This is a genomic window from Ochrobactrum sp. MYb379, from assembly GCF_037479515.1.
GTDB lineage: Bacteria > Pseudomonadota > Alphaproteobacteria > Rhizobiales > Rhizobiaceae > Brucella.
Genome location: NZ_JBBGYW010000002.1, coordinates 1 through 19,057, shown reverse-complemented (window position 1 = coordinate 19,057; position 19,057 = coordinate 1). Strand labels below are relative to the sequence as shown.

The following is a 19,057-nucleotide window of genomic DNA, read 5'->3' as shown; positions in this document are numbered from 1 at the left end:
AGATATAGGCGTAAATGCATTCGAACGGGGGCGAATGCAATGGTTGATGACGACAGGTCGCATCAAAGCTTGTTGTACAGGCTGAAAGCGCGCGAGCTCAGCTTGGCACGCAAGGGCTTGCGCTATTCATCTGATATTCTTTATCCGGCCAGTTGTATCGGATGTCGCATTCAGGTTTCCGAGCCGGAGACGCTATGTCCGCAATGCTGGTCGCAACTGCGCTTTATTGAAAAGCCCTATTGTCCGGTGCTTGGCATTCCGTTCAATCACGACTTTGGCGAGAATTTTATGAGTGCCGAGGCTATCGCCGATCCTCCTCCGTTTCGACGTTTACGTTCAGCAGTGCTGCATCGTGGAGCCGCACAACGCATGGCGGTGGCGCTGAAATTTCATGATCGCACCGATCTTGCACCATGGATGGCACGTTGGATGCAACGTGCGGGGCGTGAATTGCTCGACGAATGCGACGTTATTCTGCCGGTGCCTTTGCACAAATGGCGGTTCTGGTCGCGTCGATTTAATCAGTCTGCGGAGCTGGCACGTGCGTTGGCGCAATTAAATGGTAAGCCTTTTGAACCACAGGCGGTTAGGCGTATTCGGAGGACTGATCAGCAAATCGGGCTAGGCCTGAAAGAGCGCAAACGAAATGTCGATGGCGCATTTCGTGTGCCGAAAGAGCATGAAATTCATGTGCGTGGGCGGCGGGTGCTTTTGATCGATGATGTTTATACGACGGGATCGACGGTAAAGGCCGCGACACGCGCGCTGTTGCGTGGCGGTGCAAAAAGCGTTGATGTACTCACATTCAGCCGGGTTCTGCCTGACACCTGAATACAGCTTTGTGAAGAGATAAGGGGCTTCCAGATCGTGGTTTTGCTACTTATATAGTGGGCAACGAATGGAGTTTTTCATGACCGATATTACCATCTACACTCGTCCTGGCTGCCCTTATTGCACGCGTGCTGTCAGCCTTCTCAAAAACAAGGGCGTTGAGTTTAACGAAATCAATGCAGCAGCGACCCCAGAATTGCGTGCAGAAATGCAGGAACGTTCTGGCCGTAATACCTTCCCGCAGATTTTTGTTGGCGCTGTGCATGTCGGCGGTTGCGATGATCTCGTAGCACTCGACAATGCTGGCAAGCTTGATGGCCTGCTTGCAACTGGCGAACTGAACTAAGATCAGGATGGGGGAGATTTTTATGAGCACTTTTCGCGCTGCCGCCGTTCAGATGCGTTCTGGCACTGACATTGCCCGTAACGTTGAGGATTTGGAAAAATTCGTAACTGACGCTGCGGCAAAGGGTGCTCATTATGTGCAAACCCCTGAGATGACGGGCGCGCTGATGCGCGACCGTGCAGCGCTTTTTGCAAGTCTGCGTGACGAAAATGAAGACCTTGTTTTCAAAGCCGCATCAGCACTTGCAAAGAAGCACGGCATTTTCCTGCATATTGGATCGACAGCCATTGCAGCCGGTGACGGTAAAATTGCCAATCGCGGCGGCATATTTGCGCCATCGGGTGAGAAGATTGCGACTTATGACAAGGTGCATATGTTCGATGTCGATCTCGACAATGGCGAAAGCTGGCGCGAATCGGCAACCTATGAATCGGGCAAGGAAACGGTGATTGCGGAATTGCCTTTTGCCAAAGTTGGTATGGCGGTCTGCTACGATATTCGCTTCCCGCAGCTTTTCCGTGCGCAGGCACTGGCGGGAGCCAATGTGATCACCGGACCTGCCGCTTTCACCCGTCAGACGGGTGAAGCACACTGGCATGTTTTGCAGCGTGCGCGTGCCATTGAAAATGGTGCATTCCTGATTTCAGCAGCCCAAGGCGGTATTCACGAAGATGGTCGCGAGACCTATGGTCATTCGCTAATTGTTTCGCCATGGGGCAAGGTTCTGGCAGAAGCGGCCCATGATGAGCCGGGCGTGATCATCGCTGATATTGATGTTGCGGAAAGTGTGGCTGCACGTGCCAAGGTTCCGAACCTTAAGAATGCGCGGGAATTTTCCGTGAAAGTTTCGCATGAGAAAAAGGACGCATAATCCATGATCCGCTTTTCGCTTCATTGCGATCACGGCCATGAATTTGAAGGCTGGTTTCGCGACAATGCCGATTTTGACCGGCAGTCGGAGCGGAAGCTGGTCTCTTGTCCTGTTTGCAACTCCCCGGAAATCCAAAAGTCGTTGATGGCACCTGCCGTCTCCACCAGTCGCTCAAAAGAGCAGGTGGCGATTGCTATGGATCAGGCGCAGAAACAGGTACTTGAGCAGATGCGAGAACTAAGCCGCAAGGTCCGTGAAAATGCGGACTATGTCGGCGATCAGTTTGCCGAGGAAGCGCGTAAAATTCATTTTGGTGAAACTGAAGCGCGCGGTATTTACGGCGAAGCGTCCAAAGAGGATGTGCATTCTCTTATCGAGGATGGTGTCGAAGTGATGCCATTGCCTGTTTTTCCGGAAGATAAGAATTAGCTGGTAATTGCAATGCGTAGGAGATCAGGCGCATGAAACTCATGGATTCTGCGCCTTTTTTGTTGCTTACGACCGGCACGCTTCTCGGCCTTATTCTCCCCCTAGGTAAGATTGCTGCAGAAGCAGGCATTCCGCCCGCGATCTGGACATTTCTGTTTTCGGCAAGTGCAGGGATCATCCTGCTGCTGGTCATGCTTTTGAATAAAAAGCGTGTCGGCTTTTCAGGTGGCAGACTGCGCTATTATATCTGCACGGCGGCAATTTCCTATGCGCTGCCAAACCTTCTGATCCTGTCAGCCATTCCGCGTCTTGGTGCGGGCTTCACAGGAATCATGTACACGCTGTCGCCCGTGATTACGCTTTTGATTTCGATGGGCTTTGGTCTGCGCCGTCCGAATGCGCTTGGGATTGCCGGGATTGTTGTTGGTTTTATCGGCGCGATTATGGTGGCGATGACACGCGGCGAAGTGGGCAAACCAGCCGATCCGCTCTGGATCGGCTTAGCGCTTCTTATTCCGGTATTTCTGGCGATGGGAAATGTCTATCGCACGCTCGACTGGCCGAAAAATGCTGATCCGACTGAGCTTGCTGCTGGTAGCCATTTGGCTGCGGCCGTGATGCTGTTTATCGGGATTTTGCTGTTCAGCGGTAATTTCCCAATTGAAACACTGGCTCTTGCGCCAGCGACTGCTGTAGCACAAGGCATTGCGGCGGCGGGCATGTTTGCCCTGTTCTTCCGGTTGCAGGCGGTGGGTGGACCGGTTTATCTGAGCCAGATTGGCTATGTGGCGGCAGCGCTCGGGCTGATTTCAGGAACGCTGTTTCTGGGCGAAAACTATCCGCCGCTCACATGGATAGGTGCTGTCGTCATCGCTATTGGAGTGGCGCTGACGACAAAAGCCCAGAAAAGGTAGTTATTGAGGACGTTCTGCAAGAACCATGTAGTTTACATCGGTATCGCGTGAGCGGCTCCAGCTGTCGGCAAGCGGATTATAGGTCACGCCCAGCTTGTCGATAAGGGTGAGGCCAGCTTTTGAAAAGGCTGCTTCCAGCTCTTCCGGGCGCACCAGTTTTTCATATTGATGGGTGCCGCGTGGCAGCCAGCGCAGCACATATTCGGCACCAATAATAGCAAGGCCATAGGCTTTGAGTGTGCGATTGATGGTAGCGACGAACATCAGCCCACCCGGCTTTACCATTTCGCTGGTCGCGGACATGAACAGATCAACGTCGGAAACGTGTTCAACCACTTCCATGTTCAGCACGACGTCGAATTTCTCGCCCGCTTCAGCCAGTGCCTCCGCCGTGGTTGCACGATAATCAACGTCTACACCGCTTTGGGACGCGTGAATCTTTGCGACTTCGATATTGGTTTCGGATGCATCGGCACCGATCACCGTTGCACCGAGACGCGACATCGGTTCGCACAACAGACCACCGCCGCAACCAATATCGAGAAAGCGCAGGCCTTCAAAAGGCCGGGGGCTGTTCGGGTCGCGATTGAATTTTTCGCAGACCTTTTCTTTGATATAGGTCAGACGTGTCGGATTGAATTTATGCAGCGGACGAAACTTGCCCTGCGGGTCCCACCATTGCGCAGCAATGCGCGAAAAATGCTCGATTTCAGAAGCATCGATCGTGGTGCGGGCGGTCTCAGTCATATCATTCTCCTGCGGAAGCGCGTGCAATCCTGCTCTCAAGGTAGCGTGTTAAAGTCAAGGATCAAATCAAATTCCCGAATTGGAAGCGTTGATTATTGTTTCACGGGAATCACACTCTTGCGGAAGCGCGACATTTTAGCTATGTGACCCCGGGTTTGTCTGTCGCAAGAAAATAATGTTTCGGCAGGCGTTAGTGTAATTTTGCAAAAGACGGGACGTATCCTTAAATGGCGCGCATCGTGATGAAATTCGGCGGCACTTCTGTGGCCGATCTGGAACGCATCTCCATTGTGGCGCGCCACGTCAAACGTGAAGTCGATGCTGGCAATCAGGTTGCTGTTGTTGTCTCCGCCATGTCGGGCAAGACCAACGAGCTGGTCAACTGGGTACAGAACATGCCCAAGGTTGCCGGTGGTACTTCGCCTTTTTACGACGCGCGCGAATACGATGCGATTGTCGCCTCTGGCGAACAGGTAACAAGCGGCCTCTTGGCGATTGCGTTGCAGTCGATTGGTATTGATGCGCGTTCGTGGCATGGCTGGCAGATTCCGATCAAGACAGACAATGCGCATGGCGCTGCCCGTATTCAGGAAATTGACGGTTCAGAAATTATCCGTCGTATGGAAATGGGTCAGGTTGCCGTTGTTGCTGGTTTCCAGGGTATCGGCCCGGATAACCGCATTGCGACGCTGGGTCGTGGTGGCTCTGACACTTCGGCTGTGGCGATAGCTGCGGGCGTAAAAGCTGACCGATGCGACATCTATACCGATGTTGATGGCGTTTACACGACTGATCCACGTATTGAACCCAAGGCAAAGCGCCTTTCCCGCATTACATTTGAAGAAATGCTGGAAATGGCTTCGCTCGGCGCCAAGGTTTTGCAGGTGCGTTCGGTCGAACTCGCTATGGTACATAAAGTGCGTACCTTCGTGCGCTCAAGTTTTACGGACCCCAATGCACCGGGCATGGATGATCCGATCAATCCGCCCGGAACGCTCATTTGCGACGAGGAAGAAATCGTGGAACAGCAGGTCGTCACTGGTATCGCTTATGCGAAGGATGAAGCTCAGATTTCGCTCCGGCGCGTGGCTGACCGGCCAGGCATTTCGGCTGCGATTTTCGGACCTCTGGCCGAAGAGCACATCAATGTCGATATGATCGTCCAGAACGTGTCGGAAGACGGTTCAAAAACCGACATGACATTCACGATCCCGACCGGCGATATCGACAAGGCACTGCGTGTTCTCGATAAAGTGAAAGCCGAAATTGGCTCCGATCATATCCAGTCGGAAACTGGTCTTGCCAAGGTTTCGGTCATCGGCATCGGTATGCGCAGCCATGCGGGTGTAGCGGCGACAGCTTTCAAGGCATTGGCTGAAAAAGGCATCAATATCCGTGCTATAACCACGTCTGAGATCAAAATTTCGATCCTGATTGACGGTCCTTATGCCGAACTCGCAGTTCGCACACTGCACGGCGTTTACGGCCTCGATAAGTAATTGGAGCGCATCCCGAAAAGTGTGAAACGGTTTTCGGAACAAGATGCGCGCAAAAACAAAAAGATAGAGCATTTCCAAAGATTCAAAAGAAACTGGAAATGCTCTAGCCAGCTGTGTCTGGTTCGTTTTGAAACAATGCCACTCCCTATAATAAGGGGGTGGCATTTTCTTATTATATGAGTTGTCAGATTTTCTGACGATTAGACTAGACGCGCGTGTCAAAAATGCTCACAAAGGATTCGGCGTAACGCTTCGCAGGCGGGTAAAGGGAACTGGCTTTGCGGAAGAGCTGAGCCTGTACCAAATGAGGAGCCCCCGACGATCATGCGTGATCTGACAACTGGTCCCCGCGTGCTGCTGAAGCGGTTGCGCGAATTGATGGCTGAATCACTAGAGCCACAGGAACGCCTTGACCGGATCGTCCGTGAAATCGCGCAAAATATGGTCGCGGAAGTTTGCTCTTTTTATATTCTTCGTGCCGATGGCGTGCTTGAGCTTTATGCGACTGAGGGTCTAAACCCACAGTCGGTTCATCTTGCGCAGCTGCGTCTGGGGCAGGGCCTTGTGGGTACAATTGCTGCCAGCGCACGCCCGCTGAACCTGACCGATGCGCAGAGCCATCCAGCCTTTGCTTATCTGCCGGAAACCGGCGAAGAAGCCTATAATTCATTCCTCGGTGTTCCTGTTCTTCGTGCTGGCCGCACTTTGGGCGTTCTTGTCGTCCAGAATCAGACAAAGCGGGCCTATCGCGAAGACGAGGTTGAAGCACTTGAGACGACAGCAATGGTTCTTGCTGAAATTATTGCCACGGGAGACGGGCTTCGTTTTGCACGTCCCGGCATTGAGCTGGATCTTGGCCGTTCAATGAGCGTGAATGGTAATGGGCTTAATGATGGAATCGGCCTTGGTCATGTCGTGCTGCACGAGCCGCGTATCGTTGTAACGAACCTGTTTAACGAGGACAGTCAGGCGGAGCTCGTCAGGCTGGAAACTGCGCTCGGTTCTCTGCGTATTTCGATTGATGACATGCTTTCGCGTCGTGATGTGGCCGCTGAAGGCGAACATCGTGAAGTGCTCGAAGCCTATCGTATGTTTGCTCATGATCGCGGCTGGGTACGCCGTCTTGAAGAAGCCATTCACAATGGTCTGACAGCAGAAGCCGCAGTTGAGAAGGTGCAGAGCGACACGCGTGCGCGCATGGTGCATCTGACCGATCCTTATATGCGTGAGCGTCTATCGGATTTTGACGATCTGGCCAACCGCCTGTTGCGTCAGCTGATGGGTCGCGACATTAAGACTATGGCCGAATCACTCGCCAAGGACGCGATCATTGTCGCGCGCACGATGGGCGCTGCCGAGCTTCTTGATTATCCGCGCGAGCGTTTACGTGGCGTTGTGCTCGAAGATGGTGCTGCCACCAGCCATGTGGTGATTGTTGCCCGCGCAATGGGTATTCCCGTGGTCGGACAGGCCAAGGGCGCTGTGTCCATGGCTGAAAACAACGATGCGGCCATTGTCGATGGCGATGAGGGCATCCTGCATCTGCGTCCACAAACCGACGTTGAAACTGCTTATGTAGAAAAAGTTCGTTTCCGCGCGCGTCGTCAGGCGCTCTATCGCGAATCACGCGACAAGCCTGCGGTGACGAAAGACGGCGTCGATATCTCGCTTTTGATGAATGCAGGTCTGCTGGTGGATTTGCCACAGCTTTCAGCGTCGGGCGCCGCGGGTATAGGTCTGTTTCGCACAGAACTTCAGTTCATGGTGGCGTCGACTTTCCCGCGTGCAGAACAACAAGAACGGCTGTACCGCTCGGTGATTGAAGCAGCGGGCAATAAGCCTGTTACCTTCCGCTCACTTGATATTGGTGGCGATAAGGTTCTTCCTTATTTCCGCGCAACCGCACAGGAAGAAAATCCGGCGCTTGGCTGGCGTGCGATCCGCCTGACGCTGGATCGTCCGGGTTTGATGCGCACACAGTTGCGTGCGCTGCTGAAAGCTGCTGGTGGGCGTGAACTCAAAATTATGTTGCCGATGGTGACAGAAGTAAGCGAAGTGAAAGCCGCACGCGAGATCATTGATCGCGAAGTTCGTCACCTTTCGCGCTTTGCCCACACGCTGCCGAATAATCTCAAGCTTGGTGCTATGATCGAAGTGCCTGCACTTCTATGGCAGCTCGACGAATTGATGGCGATTGTGGATTTCGTCTCCGTTGGTTCCAACGATCTGTTCCAGTTTTTAATGGCAGTGGATCGTGGCAACTCGCTGATTTCAAGCCGTTTTGATCAGTTGTCGCCAGCTTTCCTGCGTACACTTCGTCATATTGTTGACGCCGGTAATCGTCATGGAAAGCCGGTTACTTTATGTGGCGAAATGGCCGGACGTCCGCTAACTGCAATGGCATTGCTGGGGCTTGGTTTCCGCTCGATTTCGATGTCCGCTGCCAATATTGGCCCGGTCAAAGCAATGCTCGGTGCGCTTGATGTGAGCAAGCTGAATGCGCTGCTCAATGACAAGCTCGATAAGCCAAATGGTGCGCATTCGCTGCGTGAACTGCTGCTTCAGTTTGCAGAAGACAACGATATTCCGCTATAGCGTAGAAAATTGCATTTCATCATTGGGTATAGCACCGTTTGTGCTGTGCCCAATTTTGCTTATTCTCACTTTGAGAAACCTTAGGACATACCCATGATCGCATTGCCACAGGACCGGATGGACCAGCTTTTGAAGCGGTTCTCGATGATTGAAAGCCAGATGGCGAACAATCCTGATTCTGTCACCTATGTGAAGCTGGCCTCTGAATATTCAGAGCTTCAGGACGTTGTTGGTAAAATTCGCGAGCTGACCGATGCGCGTAGCGAGGCGCAAGATCTGACTGCGATGCGGGATGATGCATCCACTGATGCTGAAATGCGTGCGCTGGCGGTCGAAGAACTGCCAGAGGTCGAAAAGCGCATAGAGACGCTTGAGCAGGAAGTGCAGATTTTGCTGCTGCCAAAAGATGCAGCTGACGAGAAGAACGCGATTTTGGAAATCCGCGCTGGTACGGGTGGGCTGGAGGCAGCACTTTTTGCTGGCGATCTGTTCCGCATGTATGAGCGGTTTGCTGCCGAAAAAGGCTGGCGCGTCGAACTGGTTTCGGCAAGCGACGGTGACGCGGGCGGCTTTAAGGAAATCATTGCAACCGTTTCCGGCAAGGGCGTGTTCTCGAAACTAAAATTCGAATCAGGTGTGCACCGTGTGCAGCGCGTGCCTGAAACTGAAGCGGGTGGCCGTATTCATACCTCTGCTGCAACGGTCGCCGTGCTGCCCGAAGCTGAAGAAATCGACATCGAAGTGCGCAATGAAGATATTCGTATCGATACGATGCGCGCTTCTGGTGCCGGTGGTCAGCACGTCAACACGACTGACTCGGCTGTGCGTATTACGCATATTCCGACGGGCATCATGGTTGTGCAGGCGGAAAAATCGCAGCACCAGAACCGTGCCCGCGCCATGCAGATTCTACGTGCGCGTCTTTATGACATGGAGCGCCAGAAGGCTGACAATGAACGCTCTGAATCGCGCCGCAGTCAGGTGGGATCAGGTGATCGTTCTGAGCGTATCCGTACCTATAATTTCCCGCAAGGCCGGGTAACCGATCATCGTATTAACCTAACGCTCTATAAGCTGGATCGCGTGATGATGGGCGAACTGGACGAACTGGTTGATGCGCTGATTTCCGATCATCAGACGGCATTGTTGATGGAATTGGGCGAAAACGCGTGAGCGGCGAACGCTTGGATCTGCTGATGGCGTCGAGCCGAGCGCGGTTGCGCGAGGCCGGTATTGATACGCCTGATCTTGATGCGCAGTTGCTCGTCGAATGGACGACCGGGGCAACGCGGCTCGATCTGATTTCATGGCCGGAAAAGCTCATTGATGAAGATAAGGTCGCGCAGTTAAGCAAAGCGCTGGAGCGCCGGATCGCTGGTGAACCTGTACATCGCATCATCGGTATGCGCGAGTTTTACGGCCTGCAGTTCCGGCTTTCGCCTGAAACGCTTGAGCCGCGCCCTGATACAGAAGCTCTGGTGGAGCTTGTTTCACCTTACATCGAAAAGCTGATTGAACAGCATGGCCGGGCAATGATGCTCGACATGGGCACAGGCACAGGCGCCATTGTGATTTCGCTTCTGCATCAGTTTGAAAAACTCAATGGTATTGGGCTGGATGTTGCCGATGGTGCGCTTGCCATGGCGCGGATAAATGCTGCAGCAAATGGTGTGAGCGCGAGATTTGCGGCGCTTAAAAGCGACTGGCTTTCAAATGTCAGTGGCAGGTTTCATCTCATTGTCTCAAACCCGCCCTATATTCCGAGCAAAGACATTGATGATCTGTCGCGCGAAGTGCGTGAGCATGATCCAATGGCGGCTCTGGATGGCGGCGATGACGGACTTGATTTCTATCGCTCCCTTGCAAGTGAGGCTCGTGGATACCTATATAAAGGTGGAATTATTGCCGTTGAGATTGGCGCAGGCCAGTTCGACGATGTGAGCGCCATTTTTGAAAGCGCTGATTTTCATTTGACTAATGAAGCGATTGATCTCGGTGGTCATAGAAGGGCCATGGTTTTCATAGACCAAGACGGTGTGAGCGTTTGATAGACCGCGTGTTAAAAAACGCGCTATGACATCAAAAAAGCGCTTGGAATTTGCGGCGAAGCCGTTTAGTTTCCAGCCACCGTATATAGCCAGAATGGTTTTGCCCGCTTGAGGGCGGTGGCGGAAATACTCCATGACGAATAAGGTCATGCTCCCGTGAGGGTTTTTCTCAAGGGATGGTTTGTACGGAAGTGCACGGCTTTCAAAAATAGTTCCGGAGAGTTTTTCTTTTCGGAGGGTCTTGCAAATGCCAAGCCGGAAAGTTCGCGTTGTCTTTGGTGGGCGATGCGGAACTCTTAACAATTCGATGTGTGGGAAGTTTTAGGGTGTGCTTCCTCCATGGCTCGATAATGCGAAGCCGGTGGCTTTAAGCCACAGGAATTTGACGCCCTTTAATCTGAAAAGAGAAGACGATGAGGCCAGTACAGCAGAACAGGCGTATGCGCGGACGGGGGAATAATAACAATAATAATAACAACAATAACAACCGCAAGGGCCCCAATCCTCTGTCGCGTAATTATGAAAGCAATGGTCCGGATGTAAAAATCCGCGGCAATGCTCAGCATGTTGCAGAAAAATATACGACACTGGCCCGCGACGCGCAGGCGTCTGGTGACCGTGTTATGGCTGAAAATTATCTTCAGCACGCAGAACATTATAATCGCATCATTATGGCTGCTATGGCAGCGCAGAATATTCCATATCAGCGCGAAGAAAACTTCGACAATGATGGTGGCGATGAGGATGAAGGCGGCTTCGTGCCAGCCGCTCCTGTGCACCAGCCAGTCAATGGTTCTGGCCCGCAGCCTGTTATTGAAGGCACTCCAGCTGAAGTTGTTTACGGCGAAGATGGTAGTGAAAGTCGTTCGGAAGGCCGTTCGGATAATCGTTCCGACAATCGATCTGATGGCCGCCCTGACAACCGTTCGCAGCCACGCGAAGGTCGTGATGCCCGCGAAGGCCGTGACGGACGTGATCAGCGCCGTCTTGGTCGTGGTCGTCGCCCACAGCGCGAACGCTTCAATGCGGATGAGCAGTCCGATCAGCCAGTCATAGATGCACCAGTTGCTGCTGCGGTTTCGGATGAACAGCCAGTTCCAGCACCAGTTGTTGAGAAGCCAGTTGTTGAAGCGCGGGTAGTTGAAACGCCGGTTGCAGAAAAGCCAGTGGTTGAAAAGCCTAAGCGCGCTGAAAGGCCTGCAAAAGTTGCGGAAGAAGCAGCACCGGTTGTTGAAAAGCCTGCACCTGCTGCCGAAGCATCTGTTGAAGCGTCGGCTAAGGAAGAAGCTCCAGCCCGTGTTACACGTCGTCCGGGTCGCCCGCGTCGCGTTCCTAAGGATGAAGTTCCTGAAACAGCGGATTCTGATGCATAAAGCCTGATTGGCAATATGTTTGATTTCAAAAAGATGGCGCGGTTTTCCGCGCCATTTTTATTTGCACGCTTTTGGCTTTTGTGGCCTTGCCGAACTTCAATGATCTTCCCATATTTCTCCTTGGATAGTGAGCCAGCCGAATTCGGTGGCTCCGTCACCAAAAGTCTTCCGATGCCAGAATGGGTCGGAAGGAAAAGGAGACATTATGAATATTGAGAAATACACCGAACGGGTTCGCGGTTTTATTCAGTCAGCCCAGACTTTCGCCCTTTCCTCGGGCAATCAGCAGTTTACCCCGGAACATCTTCTGAAAGTGCTCGTCGATGATGACGAGGGCCTTGTTGCGTCGCTCATTGAGCGTGCGGGTGGCCGTATCACTGATGTGCGTATGGGTTTGCAGATAGCGCTCGAAAAACTGCCAAAAGTAAGCGGCGGTAACGATCAGCTTTATTTGGCTCAGCCATTGGCAAAGGTTTTTACCCTTGCTGAAGAGCTGGCAAGCAAGGCTGGCGACAGTTTTGTCACGGTTGAGCGTTTGCTCACAGCACTTGCTATCGAAAAGTCTGCAAAAACGTCTGAAATTCTGGCTGCTGCCGGTGTGACACCGACCGCGCTCAACAAGGTTATCAATGACATGCGTAAAGGCCGCACAGCCGATTCCGCTTCTGCTGAAAGCAATTACGATGCGCTGAAAAAATATGCGCGCGATCTGACGGAAGATGCACGTGCGGGCAAGCTTGATCCGGTGATTGGCCGTGATGAAGAAATTCGTCGCACCATTCAGGTTTTGTCGCGTCGCACCAAAAACAATCCGGTGCTGATTGGTGAACCTGGCGTTGGTAAAACAGCAATTGCCGAAGGTCTTGCCCTGCGCATCGTCAATGGTGACGTGCCGGAATCACTGAAAGACAAGCAGTTGATGGCGCTCGATATGGGTGCGTTGATCGCTGGCGCGAAATATCGTGGTGAGTTTGAAGAGCGTCTGAAGGCCGTGCTTTCGGAAACGCAGACTGCTGCGGGCCAGATCATCCTGTTCATTGATGAAATGCACACGCTTGTGGGTGCAGGCAAGTCTGACGGTGCGATGGATGCATCGAACCTGCTTAAGCCTGCATTGGCTCGTGGTGAGTTGCACTGCGTAGGTGCTACCACACTCGAGGAATATCGCAAATATGTTGAGAAGGACGCGGCGCTTGCGCGTCGTTTCCAGCCAGTATTTGTTGATGAGCCGACTGTTGAAGATACGATCTCGATCCTTCGTGGTTTGAAGGAAAAGTATGAACAGCACCATAAGGTTCGTATTTCCGACTCGGCACTTGTTGCGGCAGCAACGCTTTCGAACCGCTATATTACGGATCGTTTCCTGCCAGATAAGGCTATTGATCTTGTCGATGAAGCTGCATCGCGTCTGCGTATGCAGGTTGATTCAAAGCCGGAAGAGTTGGACGAGATCGATCGTCGTGCGATGCAGCTCAAGATTGAGCGCGAAGCACTGAAGGTCGAAACCGATACGGCTTCTATTGATCGTTTGCAGCGTCTCGAAAAAGAACTGACTGATCTGGAAGAGGAATCAGCGGAACTGACAGCGAAATGGCAGGCGGAAAAGCAGAAGCTTGGGCTTGCGGCAGATTTGAAGCGTCAGCTTGAAGAAGCACGCAATGCTTTGGCGACTGCTCAGCGCAGCGGTGAATTCCAGAAGGCTGGTGAATTGGCCTATGGCACAATTCCGCAGCTTGAAAAACAACTTGTCGATGCTGAAAGCAGCGAGAACAAAGGCTCGCTGCTTGAGGAAACCGTGACGCCGGAACATGTCGGGCAGATCGTTGCGCGCTGGACAGGTATTCCTGTTGAACGGATGCTGGAAGGCGAACGCGAAAAGCTTTTGCGCATGGAAGACGAAATCGGCAAACGCGTTGTCGGACAGGGTGAAGCGGTTCAGGCTGTTTCAAAAGCTGTTCGCCGTGCACGCGCAGGTCTTCAGGATCCGAACCGGCCAATCGGCTCGTTCATTTTCCTTGGACCAACCGGTGTGGGCAAAACTGAGTTGACCAAGGCTTTGGCTTCGTTCCTGTTTCAGGACGACACGGCTATGGTGCGTATTGATATGTCGGAATTCATGGAAAAGCATTCTGTGAGCCGGCTGATTGGCGCACCTCCCGGCTATGTCGGCTATGAAGAAGGCGGTGTTCTGACGGAATCTGTGCGGCGCAGGCCATATCAGGTGATCCTGTTCGATGAGATCGAAAAGGCGCATCCTGATGTGTTCAACGTGTTGCTTCAGGTTCTTGATGATGGTCGTCTGACGGATGGTCAGGGTCGAACGGTTGATTTCCGCAATACGCTGATCATCATGACCTCGAACCTTGGCGCTGAATATCTCGTCAATCTTGGCGAGAATGAAGACGTTGAAAGTGTTCGTGATGAAGTGATGGGTGTCGTGCGGGCTTCGTTCCGTCCGGAATTCCTCAATCGTGTGGATGAAATCATCCTGTTCCATCGGTTGCGTCGTGAGGATATGGGTTCGATTGTCGACATTCAGATGAAGCGTTTGCAGGCTCTGTTGCATGATCGCAAGATCACGCTGGAACTTGAAGACGATTCCCGTGAATGGTTGGCTAACAAGGGTTATGATCCGGCTTATGGTGCGCGCCCGTTGAAGCGCGTTATCCAGAAGGAAGTTCAAGACCCTCTGGCCGAACGCATTCTGCTGGGGGATATTCTTGATGGTTCGATTGTCAAGATTTTGCCCGGCTCGGATCGGCTTAACTTCCGTCCCATCCGCGTGATGGGTGAAGGCGAGCCTGTGAAAGAGGACGAAAAGGCATAAGGCCTTATCAATATTATCCATTAAGCGCCGCAATCATTCGATTGCGGCGCTTTTTTTATAAAGCATCGCTTTAGAAGGCCATCTTCATGTCCAGTTCATCTGGCATTTGCTGTTATTGAGTAATTAATTGTTAACCATATAGTTGCATCCCTTATGTAAGGTAATTCAGGGTTTCTTGTATGTCGCATCTCTTAAACATGCTTCGCTTCGGTTTGTTCGGTTCTGCAATCATTCTTGCAGCAGGTGGTTCAGCCTTTGCGGATGAGCGCGATGCGACCCCCCACGTTTCGCAACCCGTGCAACTGGCACAGCTCTTCGATTGGGGACATGATCGAAATAATGATCGTGGTCGCGATCGCGGTGTGCGTGTTTATACGGACGAATATGGTCGGCAGGTCACGATTGATCGTCGCGGACGCGTTCTCAATATTGAAGACCCGCGCGATTCTGGCCGTTATGCTGGTGGTAATCAGCAAGATGATGGCTGGTCTGGCGGTCCGGTAGGCGGCGGTGCGCCTTCTGATGGGTTCGGCAATGTGCCAGAAGATCCGAATTATTACCCGGAAGCACCATCAGCGCCTGCTTATGACTATAATCGCGACGGACAGGTTCAGCGCTCCGAGCTGCCACCGGCGGGTACGGAATATCCAGATACGGAATCACCGACTGCAAGCATCAATCGCGATCCGGGCTATCAACAGCCATCGACACAGCCACATGCTGTGCCCAATGCCGATGATATGACGCCCGCCATTGAAATGCCGAAAGGGCAGGGTGCAAAACAGAAGATTGCTGCCTATCAGGTTTTGCTTGATCGGGCAGGTGCTTCGCCGGGCGTGATTGATGGTCGTTCAGGCTCTAATGTCGATAAGGCTGCTGCGGCCTATAGCGAAATGACGGGCAAGTTCCTCAACCCAACCGATGAAGCTTCAATTGAGGCCGAGTTGCAGGCAACAGGCGGTCCGGCTTTCACAGAATATACCATCACCAATGAAGATGTCGGCCGTCAATATGTGGCTTCGATCCCGGATGATTATGCTCATAAGGCGCAGCTACCGGCTATGGCCTATACGTCGGTAACCGAAATGCTTGGTGAAAAGTTTCATATCGATGAGGCCTATCTCAAAGAGATCAATCCCGGTGTAAATTTTAATCAGCCGGGCTCCATTGTGAGGGTGCCAAGCCTTGGCAAGCCTGTCCGTGCAAAGGTTGCACGCATCATCGCCGATAAAGGTCGCAAGCAGGTCCGGGGCTATGATGAAAATGGCAAGCTCGTGGTCGCTTACCCTTCAACAATTGGTTCTTCTGATACGCCATCGCCTTCGGGGATCGTGCAGGTGCAGCGCATCGCGATTAACCCGAATTACACATACAATCCGAAAATCAATTTCAAGCAGGGTGCTAATGATAAGGTGCTGACTATTCCACCGGGTCCAAACGGACCGGTTGGCACAGTCTGGATAGCACTGTCAAAGCCGACTTACGGGATTCACGGAACTCCCGAACCTTCACGCATTGGCAAGACATCAAGTCATGGTTGTGTGCGTTTGACGAATTGGGATGCGGAAGAATTAGCGAAGCTCGTCAAAGCGGGCGTAACTGTTGAGTTTACGGAATAAGCACGGTTGAAGATCATCTGCTAAAAAGAAAAACACCCGGAAATCAGTAGCGATTTCCGGGTGTTTTATATTGATCTTGTTAAACGGGCTGACTAATTAGCTCTTCGTGGTTCCTGTCGATGCAAGCTTAGTGCCGGCATCATCTGTGTTCAGCAGCGTATCAATGCGCTCGCGCTCCTGATTAAAGGCCTCAAGTTCTTTGCCTTTCAGCGCTTTATTATCCGGCAAACGAATGCGAAGCGGGTCAACCTTGGTGCCATTGACGATGAGCTCGTAGTGCAAGTGTGGTCCGGTTGAGAGACCAGTCGATCCAACGTAACCGATAACTTGCCCTTGGCGCACGCGTGAGCCAGCGGTTACGCCGCGCGCAATTGCATTCTGGTGACTATAGCTGCTGACATAACCATTCGCATGACGAAGCAAGGTTTGGTTGCCATAGCCGTTTGTCCAACCAGCTTTTTCAACGACACCGTTACCGGATGCGATGATTGGGGTCCCGCGAGGGGCAGCCCAGTCAACGCCGGTGTGCATACGGCTATAACCGAGAATTGGATGGCGGCGCATTCCAAATGGTGAGCGGAACACGCCATTTGGCACTGGATTGCGCAGCAGGAATTGCTTCGCGCTTTTTCCATCTTCGTTGAAATAATCAACGCTGCCATCCGGGGCCTGATAGCGATAGAACTTTCGCGTCGTCCCGCTGAAATTGGCGGCTACATAAAGAAGCTGTGAATCGCCGTCCGGTTTTTCGGGGTCATCAGGCAGCGAGAAGAAAGCATCGATCTTGTCGCTCTGCGAGAGGCGTGCTTGTAGATCAACATCGGACGCCAGCATCTTTACGAGCTGCTCGCGCATGGTTTCCGTCATGCCATAAGCAAGTGCTGCACGGCTGATCCCATCATAGACACTCGGAAGATTGCCGCGAATCGCAGTTGGCGGAGCATCGCCATCAAATGCAGAAGCAAGAAGCGGCGTTTCTTCGGGCTGATCGGATGGCACATACTGATTACGGTCGTTGAGTGAAACCGTTACCAGGTGTGTCGTGCGGTGATATACACTCGCTCGAACGACTTTATCTTCGCCATTATGCGTCTCGGTGCCGACACGCAGCACGCTTCCTTCTTTCAGACGAGGCGAATTGAGCAGCTTCGTAATAGCGTCAGCCATATTCGAAGCATCGTCGTCCGTGTAACCGGCACTCTGCAAAGCCTGATTGATATCCATCGTTTGGCGGAAGGGAATTAGCTCTTCAGAAAATCCGTCAGTGGCTTCTTCGTCGTCAGCGCGCTGGGCGACAGTCACATTTTCCTGCGTGATTTTCACGCCAAGGGCTGGACTCAGTGCGAAAGAGGAGTCAACGCCTCCAAAACGTGCCGGATCGACATAGTGTAGAGAAGCAACTTGAACATCGCCGTCGGTGAGCAAAACACCGGTATCACGAACGACCTTTTCCACTTCATCAACCGTCAGATCATTCGAAGGGTCAAAGCTCGCACTATTAAGTGGGAAATCTGCTACGCGCAGGCTAACCTCGCTCTCAACCTTTGCACCATAAATCTGGCCGGTATCCGTCGGCTGCGGTGCTGCGGGCCCTTCGGAGAAAACGGTCATCGCATTGAAAGCGGGATATTTCCGGTTTGTGGGATGATCGACGGCGAGTGACATGCTCACGAGTTCAAAAGGCCGCGTGCGGATGACTTCGCGTTCACCCACCTTTTGCATAGTTGAAAGTTCAAAGTGGCGGCGGTCATTCGCCTTCTGTTTGGAAATCGTACTTACAAGACGCGAACCCTTGGTGGCATTCGTATCATTGGTAACGCCAGGCATATCGGCGCGTGCTAGGATTTCTGGCGGCGTGGCCAATTGTTCACGACCGTCGAGCGCTGCAAACAATGCGACGCCGATAAGCATACAAGATGTGACACCTGTCAGAAATGTACCTACGAGCCAGCGCGCTGATACCTCACGCCGATCAGGCGGGCGACGTCGACCGCCCACTGTAAGCGGAGGTTCGTCACCCGGATTCACATTGTGTGGCCCCAAATCTTTCATGCTGCGGGTGCAGGTCCTTCTTCAAATCTGGATGCACGCATATATAAGTGCATGAACATCATTTCCAGAAAGCAGCATTGCTGCAATCCGACACATGGCGTCTTCCCTTATTATGGAAGTCCCTCAAGCAGGCTGTTGAGTTTTGTCAGCCGCAACACAGTAAGTCAACGATAAGTGGGCTCATATACGTTATTCACAGCAGTTCGAGCTGCGCTTTATAATGTGCGCCGACGCTAATGGGATAATGAGGCCGGTTTGTGGCTCTTGCCGGCGTTATTCAATTGGTTTTGCCCTTGCTTATATAAGCGGAGATAGTGGAAAACCTGTCAAACAAGGAAAATTGTCAAAAAAGATTCAAAAAACGAACGAATACGCGTTGACAGAATTGTTTGTTGGGGTCTATATGGCTTCCAACGAGGGCGGCGACGCTGCTAGCGGCAGGTTGCCTCGTCCTTGTAGTTCAGCGAGAGCGATTGACAGAGATGTTGAGAGTGGTTAGTTGGGCGGCATTGGTAAGATGGAAGTCTTGTTGATGTGTTGAGGAAGGAACGGTTTGTAAGGCTGTGAATTTCTTGAAAAAAATGGGTTGACACGGTTTACGATGTAGACTAGATACCCGGCACCGCAGCGACGGAGCGAGACGAGATTGAGAGTTGGGCCGAATGGTTCTGATGATTGAGATTGTTGAGCGGAGTTAAGCGGGTTTAGTTTTCGACGGTTTTAAACTGTCTGTTCTTTGATAATTTTATACAGAAGAAAGAGAAACGTGGGCGGCATTGTCTGCTGAATGTTTCGGGTCTTGAAAGAGATTTGGAATATTCGAACAGAACTTTGGCGGACACGTTTCTTGATAGAATATGTTACCTGGCTTTGATCTTAGGCTTCGGCCTTTGAGATTAAAGTTGG

14 protein-coding genes are annotated in these 19,057 nt (G+C 52.3%); 12 read left to right on the top strand and 2 right to left on the bottom strand.

Annotation, left to right across the window (positions count from 1 at the left end; genetic code table 11):
- Nucleotides 1–39: 39 nt before the first annotated feature.
- From WH356_RS04160 to WH356_RS04140, 5 genes are all read left to right on the top strand, one after another.
- The gene (locus WH356_RS04160; protein ID WP_339508949.1) at nucleotides 40–831 is read left to right on the top strand and encodes a ComF family protein; all 792 of its coding nucleotides are present in this window, start codon (nucleotides 40–42) and stop codon (nucleotides 829–831) included.
- A gap of 79 nt (nucleotides 832–910) precedes the next feature.
- The gene (grxC, locus tag WH356_RS04155) at nucleotides 911–1,177 is read left to right on the top strand and encodes a glutaredoxin 3 (RefSeq protein WP_339508948.1); all 267 of its coding nucleotides are present in this window, start codon (nucleotides 911–913) and stop codon (nucleotides 1,175–1,177) included.
- 22 nt (nucleotides 1,178–1,199) lie between these two features.
- Complete coding sequence (locus tag WH356_RS04150; RefSeq protein WP_339508947.1) at nucleotides 1,200–2,048, top strand: carbon-nitrogen hydrolase family protein; 849 nt, start codon at nucleotides 1,200–1,202, stop codon at nucleotides 2,046–2,048.
- A gap of 3 nt (nucleotides 2,049–2,051) precedes the next feature.
- Nucleotides 2,052–2,477: a DUF1178 family protein gene (locus WH356_RS04145; protein WP_339508946.1), complete on the top strand. Its 426-nt coding sequence runs from the start codon at nucleotides 2,052–2,054 to the stop codon at nucleotides 2,475–2,477.
- Between the two features lie 32 nt (nucleotides 2,478–2,509).
- Entirely contained in the window at nucleotides 2,510–3,391 is an 882-nt protein-coding gene (locus tag WH356_RS04140; protein WP_339508945.1) for a DMT family transporter, read from the top strand.
- Here the strand turns inward: WH356_RS04140 and ubiG are convergent, their stop codons facing one another.
- The gene (gene ubiG, locus WH356_RS04135; RefSeq protein WP_339508944.1) at nucleotides 3,392–4,138 is read right to left on the bottom strand and encodes a bifunctional 2-polyprenyl-6-hydroxyphenol methylase/3-demethylubiquinol 3-O-methyltransferase UbiG; all 747 of its coding nucleotides are present in this window, start codon (nucleotides 4,136–4,138) and stop codon (nucleotides 3,392–3,394) included.
- 227 nt (nucleotides 4,139–4,365) lie between these two features.
- Between ubiG and WH356_RS04130 the strand changes: the two genes are divergently transcribed.
- The 7 genes from WH356_RS04130 (at nucleotide 4,366) to WH356_RS04100 (ending at nucleotide 16,099) form a co-directional block, all read left to right on the top strand.
- Nucleotides 4,366–5,637: an aspartate kinase gene (locus WH356_RS04130; protein WP_339508943.1), complete on the top strand. Its 1,272-nt coding sequence runs from the start codon at nucleotides 4,366–4,368 to the stop codon at nucleotides 5,635–5,637.
- 324 nt (nucleotides 5,638–5,961) lie between these two features.
- Nucleotides 5,962–8,232 carry a phosphoenolpyruvate--protein phosphotransferase gene (ptsP, locus tag WH356_RS04125; RefSeq protein WP_339508942.1) on the top strand — a complete coding sequence of 757 codons (2,271 nt, stop codon included), beginning with the start codon at nucleotides 5,962–5,964 and terminating at the stop codon, nucleotides 8,230–8,232.
- 93 nt (nucleotides 8,233–8,325) lie between these two features.
- Nucleotides 8,326–9,405, top strand: coding sequence for a peptide chain release factor 1 (gene prfA / locus WH356_RS04120; protein WP_339508941.1), 1,080 nt, complete (start codon nucleotides 8,326–8,328; stop codon nucleotides 9,403–9,405).
- Nucleotides 9,406–9,428: 23 nt separating this feature from the next.
- Nucleotides 9,429–10,280 carry a peptide chain release factor N(5)-glutamine methyltransferase gene (gene prmC, locus WH356_RS04115; RefSeq protein WP_339509498.1) on the top strand — a complete coding sequence of 284 codons (852 nt, stop codon included), beginning with the start codon at nucleotides 9,429–9,431 and terminating at the stop codon, nucleotides 10,278–10,280.
- Nucleotides 10,281–10,693: 413 nt separating this feature from the next.
- Nucleotides 10,694–11,653: a DUF4167 domain-containing protein gene (locus WH356_RS04110; RefSeq protein WP_339508940.1), complete on the top strand. Its 960-nt coding sequence runs from the start codon at nucleotides 10,694–10,696 to the stop codon at nucleotides 11,651–11,653.
- Between the two features lie 205 nt (nucleotides 11,654–11,858).
- Nucleotides 11,859–14,480, top strand: coding sequence for an ATP-dependent chaperone ClpB (gene clpB, locus WH356_RS04105; RefSeq protein ID WP_339508939.1), 2,622 nt, complete (start codon nucleotides 11,859–11,861; stop codon nucleotides 14,478–14,480).
- Between the two features lie 179 nt (nucleotides 14,481–14,659).
- Complete coding sequence (locus tag WH356_RS04100; protein WP_339508938.1) at nucleotides 14,660–16,099, top strand: L,D-transpeptidase; 1,440 nt, start codon at nucleotides 14,660–14,662, stop codon at nucleotides 16,097–16,099.
- A 96-nt stretch (nucleotides 16,100–16,195) separates the two neighbouring features.
- Here the strand turns inward: WH356_RS04100 and WH356_RS04095 are convergent, their stop codons facing one another.
- The gene (locus tag WH356_RS04095) at nucleotides 16,196–18,151 is read right to left on the bottom strand and encodes a M23 family metallopeptidase (protein ID WP_339508937.1); all 1,956 of its coding nucleotides are present in this window, start codon (nucleotides 18,149–18,151) and stop codon (nucleotides 16,196–16,198) included.
- Nucleotides 18,152–19,057 lie beyond the last annotated feature (906 nt).